Source organism: Halochromatium sp. (assembly GCF_046541315.1).
Classification (GTDB): Bacteria; Pseudomonadota; Gammaproteobacteria; order Chromatiales; family Chromatiaceae; genus Lamprobacter.
Genome location: NZ_JBKHDN010000127.1, coordinates 1 through 8039 on the forward strand (window position 1 = coordinate 1; position 8039 = coordinate 8039).

The 8039-nt window shown below is 65.0% G+C and carries 8 protein-coding genes and 1 pseudogene; 7 read left to right on the top strand and 2 right to left on the bottom strand.

Annotated elements, in window-relative coordinates; translation table 11 throughout:
* Nucleotides 1-608, bottom strand: a 608-nt coding sequence (locus ACLFQI_RS09350; RefSeq protein ID WP_410758758.1) for an AMP-binding protein, incomplete at its 3' end; no start/stop codon positions are given.
* Nucleotides 609-979: 371 nt separating this feature from the next.
* Between ACLFQI_RS09350 and ACLFQI_RS09355 the strand changes: the two genes are divergently transcribed.
* Nucleotides 980-1492, top strand: coding sequence for a hypothetical protein (locus ACLFQI_RS09355; protein ID WP_410758760.1), 513 nt, complete (start codon nt 980-982; stop codon nt 1490-1492).
* Between the two features lie 197 nt (nt 1493-1689).
* A complete protein-coding gene (locus tag ACLFQI_RS09360) occupies nt 1690-2268 on the top strand; it encodes a Uma2 family endonuclease (RefSeq protein ID WP_410758762.1) in 579 nt (192 codons plus the stop codon).
* A gap of 155 nt (nt 2269-2423) precedes the next feature.
* Here the strand turns inward: ACLFQI_RS09360 and hcp are convergent, their stop codons facing one another.
* Entirely contained in the window at nt 2424-3716 is a 1293-nt protein-coding gene (gene hcp / locus ACLFQI_RS09365; RefSeq protein ID WP_410758763.1) for a hydroxylamine reductase, read from the bottom strand.
* A 358-nt stretch (nt 3717-4074) separates the two neighbouring features.
* Between hcp and abc-f the strand changes: the two genes are divergently transcribed.
* The 5 genes and pseudogenes from abc-f to ACLFQI_RS09390 form a co-directional block, all read left to right on the top strand.
* A complete protein-coding gene (abc-f, locus tag ACLFQI_RS09370; RefSeq protein ID WP_410758764.1) occupies nt 4075-6159 on the top strand; it encodes a ribosomal protection-like ABC-F family protein in 2085 nt (694 codons plus the stop codon).
* Nucleotides 6160-6240: 81 nt separating this feature from the next.
* Nucleotides 6241-6936 (top strand): urea ABC transporter ATP-binding subunit UrtE, encoded by a 696-nt coding sequence (urtE, locus tag ACLFQI_RS09375; RefSeq protein WP_410758766.1) that lies wholly within the window; start codon nt 6241-6243, stop codon nt 6934-6936.
* A 302-nt stretch (nt 6937-7238) separates the two neighbouring features.
* Nucleotides 7239-7541, top strand: a complete 303-nt coding sequence (ureA, locus tag ACLFQI_RS09380) for an urease subunit gamma (RefSeq protein ID WP_410758767.1) — start codon at nt 7239-7241, stop codon at nt 7539-7541.
* Between the two features lie 28 nt (nt 7542-7569).
* Nucleotides 7570-7872: pseudogene (locus ACLFQI_RS09385) on the top strand (urease subunit beta); the annotation flags it as partial.
* Nucleotides 7873-7952: 80 nt separating this feature from the next.
* Nucleotides 7953-8039, top strand: an 87-nt coding sequence (locus ACLFQI_RS09390; protein WP_410758769.1) for a hypothetical protein, incomplete at its 3' end; no start/stop codon positions are given.

An 8039-nucleotide genomic window follows, 5' to 3' on the forward strand; every position in this document is an offset into this window, starting at 1 on the left:
GGCGTCCCATCAGGCGTCGCCTGCAGCAATCTGGTCATTGAATCGACGCCGGCGAGCTGGGCGTCGGCGGTCTGGGCGTCGGCGGTCTGGGCGTCGCCGTCGCCGTTGGCATCCGCGCCCCGATTGCGCTCATCAGCGCGATCGGTGCCGTCAGTCTCATTACCCTCGTTATCATTACCTTTATCGCGATCAAGCAAGACCAGCGTTGGCCGCGTCTCGGCGACCCGTTGCAGTTTGCTCGCCAGCCGCTCGGTGGTGAAGGCCCAGCGTGCGCCGCTGTTGGCGGCGATATGAGCCAGGTCGCGCTCGCCGAGCTGGCTATCGACCGGCACCGGGATGGCATTGGCGCGGATGATGGCCAGGCAGGCGATGATCCACTGTGGCGAGTTCGGCGCATAGAGCAGGACGCGGGTACTGGGCTCGAGCCCTTCAGAGCGCAGCCCGGCGGCCAGGCGCAGCGCCTGCTCGGCCAGTGACGCGGCACTCCAGTCGCGACGCTGCCCGCGCTCGAACTCGATGAGCGCGATCGCATCGCCACGATCACGCAGCAGCGCGATCAATTCATCGAGGACTCGGATCTCGCTCAGTGGCTGACGCTCGCTGCTCACTTGATCGACCTCCGTCTGTTCGCAAGGGATCTTGGATCGGGTCAACTGGCAAGCAATATCGCAGCCAAGCTCGGGCGATTGACGGAAAAGCTCGTACCGAATTGCGGCAAGCGTTGCTGCGTTCGCGAACGGCATCCGACCGGCGCATCGGGTATGGCCGCTCGACCTGACTGCCGGACAACACTGACCCAGAAGCCCAGATCCGTTCTGGCGTCAGTTCTCACCAACTGCCGCGACCTGATAGCCTTCGCTTCGACGAGGTACCCACAGCAGACCGTGGGCTTTGGCGCTACTCGCCGACCCGCCATCTCTACCACGCCCTCAAACTGCTTAACGACGATGCCGACCCCGAACGCGCAGTCAAGCACCTGGTGAATACAACGGACTTCTGGAATATTCGCGCCACATGGCCGCAGTTAGCGGAGGAGGTCGATCTGCGTGATCACCTGATTCGACCCGATGCGTCGCTGGATCTCTATCTCCTTCCCGCCGGCGTGACCAATGCGGACTATGCCCGCCTGCTTCGCTTCACTGATCCACTGTCCTGGTACCGCGAGGAAGCGAATCCGCTGCGGAAGATGGTCGCGCAGTTGCGTCAGCTGAGTTTCCAACCGGACCTGATCCTCTTTGATGCCCGCACCGGATTCAACGCGCTCAATGCGCCATTTCTATTCGAGTTTTCGGATCTGGCGGTGATTGTCTTTTTTCCGCACCCCCAGGCCCGCCAGGGCACCGGGGAACTGGTGCGGGCGTTGCTGACATCAACGACATTAAGGCATCAGGATCAAGATGGCCTGACCCTGAGGTATCCCCACATAAAAATCATATTTTACAGTATCTTACGGCGCGATTCTACTGGAAAAATGAGCATGCATGGGGTGTAATGGTCCACCACCAGCGACCAAACCGGAGGAGGGCCACCCATTTTTGGGATCACCAAAAGTTATTTGATCAATCTGGCGTTTCAGGAGCACCTGAAGTCTCGAGCTGACGTGACCGTGTCGGCCCAGGGCCCATGTCGTGCTACCGCCGCTATACTCGGCTTAGCGCCATCTGCTGCAACAACCCACCGGAGGCCATGATGTCCGCCGCACCACAACCGCATCTTTCGTTCGACGACTGGCTCGCCATTGAGCGGACCGCGACCGACCAGCGCAGTGAGTACGTGGCCGGTGAGGTCTTTGCGATGGCCGGCGGCAGCGAGGAGCACAATCTGATCGTCGCCAATCTGGTGCGCGAGTTCGGCAACCAGTTCAAAGGCAAACCCTGCCGCGTGTACGCAAGCGACATGAAGGTCCATATCGCCGAGGCTGACGTCGGCACCTACCCAGACGTGATGGTGATCTGCGGTGAGCGCCAGTTCCATGACGGTCGGCGTGATGTGGTGACCAATCCGACCCTGATCGTTGAGGTCTTGTCGGATTCGACCGAGGCCTATGACCGCGGCGACAAGTTTCGTCATTATCGAAGCCTCGACAGTCTGCAGGCCTACCTGCTGCTGTCGCAGTCGCGGATGCAAGCCGAGCTGTTCATCGGCCAGGCGGACGGCACTTGGATGCTGAGCAGCTATCAGGAGCCCTCAGCATCCATTCGGCTGCCCATGCTCGAGGTCGAGCTATCGCTGGCTGAGGTCTACGACAAGGTCGAGCTGTCGAGCTAGTCGTACCGACGCATCCTCCGACGACGCGCAATATTGTCGAACGGTTCATCGTGGCCGTCGATCACGCTGTTCTTGATCGATACCAAGTCCGACGTGATCGTATGAGCCGCAAGCCTTTGCCGACGATGGCCCAGGCTGCGATGCGTCCCTAGCGCTCAGGCCGCCAGCGCGCGCTTCAGATCCTCCAGCGGATCGCCATTGGTCAGGCGCAGATCATAGGCCGCTTGCAGCCGCGCGAAGACCTTCGGCGTGATGAAAGCCGGCGGCTGCGGGCCCAGGTTGATGCCCTTGACCCCCAGATGCAGCAGCGTCAGCAGCACCGCCACCGCCTTCTGCTCGAACCAACTGATGACCAGGGTCAGCGGCAGATCGTTGACCGTGCACTCCAGCGCCTCGGCCAGCGCCACCGCGACCATGATGGCGCCATAGGCATCGTTGCACTGGCCCATGTCGAGCAGGCGCGGCAGGCCGAGATGCTCGCCATAGACATGATCGCGAATGCGGTATTTGCCGCAGCCGAGCGTCAGGATGAAGGAATCGTCCGGCGTGGCGGCGGCATAGTCGGTGAAATAATTGCGTCCCTTCTCGGCGCCATCGCAGCCGCCGATCACAAAGAAATGGCTGATCTTGCCGGCCTTGATCGCGTCCAGGATGGCACCGGCCTGGTCGAGCATGACCTGGCGATGGAAGCCGACGGACTGCTCGTCGCCCAGGCGTTCCGCGCAGGGCGGACAGGCGCGCGCGGCCTCGATGACCTTGCTGAAATCGCCGTCTTTGATGTGCTGCCCGGCGGGCACCGCGACGGCATTGGTGGTGAACAGGCGGTCGCGATAGCTCGCGGGCGGAATCAGCACGCAGTTGGTGGTGCCAACGATGGGGCCGGGAAAGGCGGCGAATTCCCTTTTCTGATCCTGCCAGGCGCCGCCATAGTGGCCGGCGAGATTGGGATGTTCCTGGAACTTGCTGTACATGTGCGCTGGCATCATCTCGCCATGGGTGTAGACCCGGATGTCGGTGCCCTTGACCTGTTCGAGCAAGTGCCAGAGATCGAGCAGATCATGGCCGGTGACCAGAATGCCGGGGCCGGCCTGAGTGCCTTCGCGCAGTGGCGTGGGGCGTGGCGCGCCGAAGGTGGCGATATGTCCCTCGTCGAGCATCTGCATCACGCGCAGATTCTTCTCGCCGCATTCCAGGCAATACTGGAGCAGGGTGTCCTCGTCGAAGTTGACATTGGTCATGGTGGCGAACAGCGCCTCCTCGATGAAGGCCGACACCGCCTCGTCCGACTGGCCGAGCCGCCGGGCATGGTGGGCATAGGCGGCCATGCCCTTGAGGCCGAAGATCAGCAGCTCCTGCAAGGACTGGACATCCTCGCTCTTGCCGCAGACGCCGGGGCTGTTGACGCAGGCGCTGTTACGAAAGGTTTGTTCGCATTGGTTGCAGAACATACAAGGCACTCCTGGAGTCCTGGGGTGGTGGAATGAGAGGGGATCAAGGCAATCCCATCCGATCGGTTGGGCGCGTCGGCCAGGTCTGTGGCCGACGCGCCGCGAACACAGGAGCAGACTGCGGGTGGGCGTGCCCTGGTGGCCTTGACCTGAGTCAAGCCGCCACTTGCGATCTGGGGCCGGCACTGGCGGGCGTCGCCGGATGAGGTCGTCTCCAGCGGTGGATCCGCGAGCCCACGGACTGGCGTGGTTCGGGCCACGCGAGAACCAGCGCCAGGCATGCCGTCAGGTAGAACTCGCAGTATGATGCGCGCTGCATCCGTCTTGACGACAGACCAAACCCTCGCGAACCCGCCCCATGTCACTGCTCTCGCTGCGCGCCGTCTCGCTCTCCTATGGCCATCCGCCGCTGCTCGATGGGATCGATCTCGAGATCGGTCCGGCCGAGCGCGTCTGCCTCATCGGTCGCAACGGCACCGGCAAGAGCACCTTGCTCAAGCTCATCGATGGCGAGATCCAGCCCGATGCCGGCACGCTCTGGCGTGCCGACGGGCTGCGCGTGGCGCGGCTGGCGCAGGAGGCGCCGCTCGGCGACGCGCATCGGGTCCTGGAGGTGGTCGCCGGCGGTCTCGGCGCGCTGGGCGAGTGGGTGGCCGAGTATCACCATCTCAGCCAGCGTCTGGCCGCCGATGGCGGCGCGGCCTCGGAGCGCGATCTGGCGCGGCTGGCGACCGTGCAGCAGCGCCTCGAGGCCGACAACGGCTGGGAGATCGAGCAACGCGCCGAGCGGGTGGTCTCGCGCCTCGGGCTGGACGGCGAGGCGGTCTACGCGACCCTCTCCGGCGGGCTGCGCCGGCGCGTGATGCTGGCGCGCGCGCTGATCAGCGAGCCGGATCTGCTGCTGCTCGACGAGCCGACCAACCATCTCGACATCGAGACCATCGAATGGCTCGAAGAGCTGATGCTCGGTTTCCAAGGCTCGCTGCTGTTCATCACCCATGATCGGCGCTTCCTGCGCAATCTGGCCACCCGCATCCTCGAACTCGATCGCGGCCAGCTCACCGATTGGCCGGGCGATTACGACAACTATCTGCGCCGGCGCGAGGAGCGCCTGCATGCCGAGGCCAAGGAGCGCGAGCGCTTCGACAAACGCCTGGCCGAGGAAGAGGTCTGGATTCGCCAGGGCATCAAGGCCCGGCGCACGCGCAACGAGGGACGGGTGCGGGCCTTGCAGGCGCTGCGCGAGGAGCGCCGCGCGCGGCGCGAGGGACTTGGGCAAGCGCGCCTGAGCGTCGATAGCGGCGAGCGCAGCGGCAAGCTGGTGGTCGAGGCCCAGCACGTGACCTTCTCTTATCCAACAGGGGCAGGCGCGGGCGAGAGCGCGAGCGCGGGGGCGCATGCGAACGCCGACGCGACACCGATCATCCAGGATCTCAACACCCTGATCCTGCGCGGCGACCGGGTCGGGATCATCGGCCCCAATGGTGCCGGCAAATCGACGCTGCTCAAGCTGCTGCTGGGCCAGCTGCAGCCGGACGCGGGTCAGATCCGGCTCGGCACCAATCTCAAGGTGGCCTATTTCGATCAGCTCCGCGCCCAGCTCGATCCCCTCCGCAGTGTGCGCGATAACGTCGCCGGCGGCAGCGATCAGGTCGAAGTGGGCGGTCGCAGCCAGCATGTGCTCTCCTATCTCAAGGATTTCCTGTTCGTCCCGGAGCGCGCCCAGCAACCGGTCTCGGCGCTTTCCGGGGGCGAGCGCAACCGGCTGCTGCTGGCCAAGCTGTTCACCCAGCCGGCCAATCTCTTGGTGCTCGACGAGCCGACCAACGATCTCGACGCCGAGACCCTGGATCTGCTCGAGGAACTGCTGAACACCTTCGACGGCACCTTGCTGCTGGTGAGCCACGACCGCGATCTGCTCGACAACGTGGTCACCTCCAGTCTGGTGCTCGCGGGCGACGGTGGGGTCCAGGAATACGTCGGCGGCTATTCCGATTGGCAGCGCCAGCGAGACGCCAAGGGACGGGCGTCGTCGGCATCCGGGGCGCGGGCGCCCTCGACTCAGTCGCGGCGCAGCGCAGAGCCCGGGCGCAAGGGCCGCGACGGTGAGGACGCCACGCGGACACCGGCGGGACGAGACGCGGCCGGGCGAGACTCGGCAGCGCGGGAGTCCGCCGGCCGGGCGTCTACTCGTCGTGGCAGGTCGCCGGGCAAGCTCAGCTACAAGGATCAGCGCGCGCTCGAACAGCTGCCCCGGCAGATCGAGGCGCTCGAGACCGAGGTCGAGCAACTGCATGCCCGGCTCGGCGATCCCGCGCTCTATCAGGGAGCGGCGGAACAAGTCGCCGAGACCCAGGCCCGACTGGCCGAGGTCGAGACGGAGCTGGCGGACTGTTACGAACGCTGGGAAGCCCTCGAAGCGGCGCAACAGGCACTGCAATGACGCTTGGCGCATCGCTTGCTTTCTCGACTGCGGCGGCCATGCAGCCCCACCTCGCGATCACCGTTCCACCGAGTCCATCCGATGTTACAGCTCGAATCGCTCAATCAATTCTACGGCGAGAGTCATACCCTCTGGGATCTGTCGATGACCATCCCGGCGGGCGAATGCACCTGCGTGATGGGCCGCAACGGCGTCGGCAAGACCACGCTGATGGAGTGCATCATGGGGCTGTTACCGCTGCGCACCGGCGCGATGCGGTTCAAGGGCCATGACCTCGCGCGCCTGCCGGCCGAGCGCCGCGCCGGACTCGGCATCGGCTATGTGCCGCAGGGACGCCAGATCTTCCCGCTGCTGACGGTGGAGGAGAACCTGCGCATCGGGCTGCCGGCACGCGCCGATCGCAGCCGCCAGATCCCGGAACGCGTCTTCGAGCTGTTTCCGGTGCTCGATCAGATGCGCGCGCGTCGCGGCGGTGATCTCTCCGGCGGTCAGCAGCAGCAGCTCGCGATCGGACGCGCCCTGGTCATCGACCCGACCTTGCTGATCCTGGACGAGCCGACCGAGGGCATTCAGCCGAACATCGTGCACGAGATCGGCGACATCATCCGGCGCTTGATGGATCAGCTCGGGCTGACGGTGGTCCTCGTCGAACAGAAACTGCCGTTCGCGCGTCGCGTCGGCGACCGTTTCGCGATCCTCGAGCGCGGTCGGCTCAAGGCCGAGGGCGCGATGAGCGACCTCGACGATGATCTCGTGCGCAAGTATCTGGCGGTCTGATGCCGCTCGCCGGGGCTGCGACCGCCACCGGGCGCATGCGCTGCTGACAGCGCCCGGCGATCGGCGAGCGCTTCGATCGCGGCCGCGCCTGCTCGGTCTGCGGGCATCCGCGCCCCGGATCTGGGCCACCTGAGCGCCAATCCGATCGCGCGGCCCGATCGAGAACCCCGATCGAACCGGGCAGACTGACTCGACCGGCCTCATCCAGGGAGTCTGTCCCCATTGCTTATAGCGCTATTCAGTGCGCCCCGCTGGCGTATACACTGTTCCCTCTCAACCCCCGATTCGACGAGGCGTCGACCATGGAGCTGAACCCCCGCGAAAAAGATAAGCTGTTGCTGTTCACGGCCGGTCTGCTCGCCGAAAGGCGCAAGGCGAGAGGGCTGAAGCTCAACTATCCGGAGGCGGTCGCCTTCATCAGCTGCGCCATTCTGGAAGGCGCGCGCGATGGCCGCACGGTCGCCGAGCTGATGGACTATGGCCGCACGCTGCTGAGTCGCGACGATGTGATGGACGGGGTCGCGGAGATGATCCCGGACGTGCAGGTGGAGGCCACCTTCCCGGACGGGACCAAGCTGGTCACCGTCCACGACCCCATCGTCTAGCCCGGTCACCCACATCGAGGATCGCAGCATGATTCCAGGCGAACTCTTCACGGTCGCTGGCGAGATCGAACTCAATATCGGCCGGCCGGTGTTGACGGTCGAGGTCGCGAACAGCGGCGATCGACCGATCCAGGTCGGCTCCCATTATCATTTCTTCGAGACCAATCCCGCGCTGCGCTTCGAGCGCGACCCCACGCGCGGGCATCGGCTGGATATCCCGGCCGGCACCGCGGTGCGCTTCGAGCCTGGACAGTCGCGTACCGTCGACCTGGTGCCCTACGCCGGGGATCGGATCGTCTACGGGTTCCGTGGTGAGGTGATGGGCCCGCTTGATCCTGAGCCGGAACCGGAGCCCGCCCTCGATTCTGACGACGAGGCTGCCGATACCAGCGTCGACCAGGAGACCAAGGCATGAGCAAGATCAGCCGGCAGGCCTATGCATCGATGTACGGTCCCACCACCGGCGACAAGCTGCGGCTCGCCGATACCGACCTGATC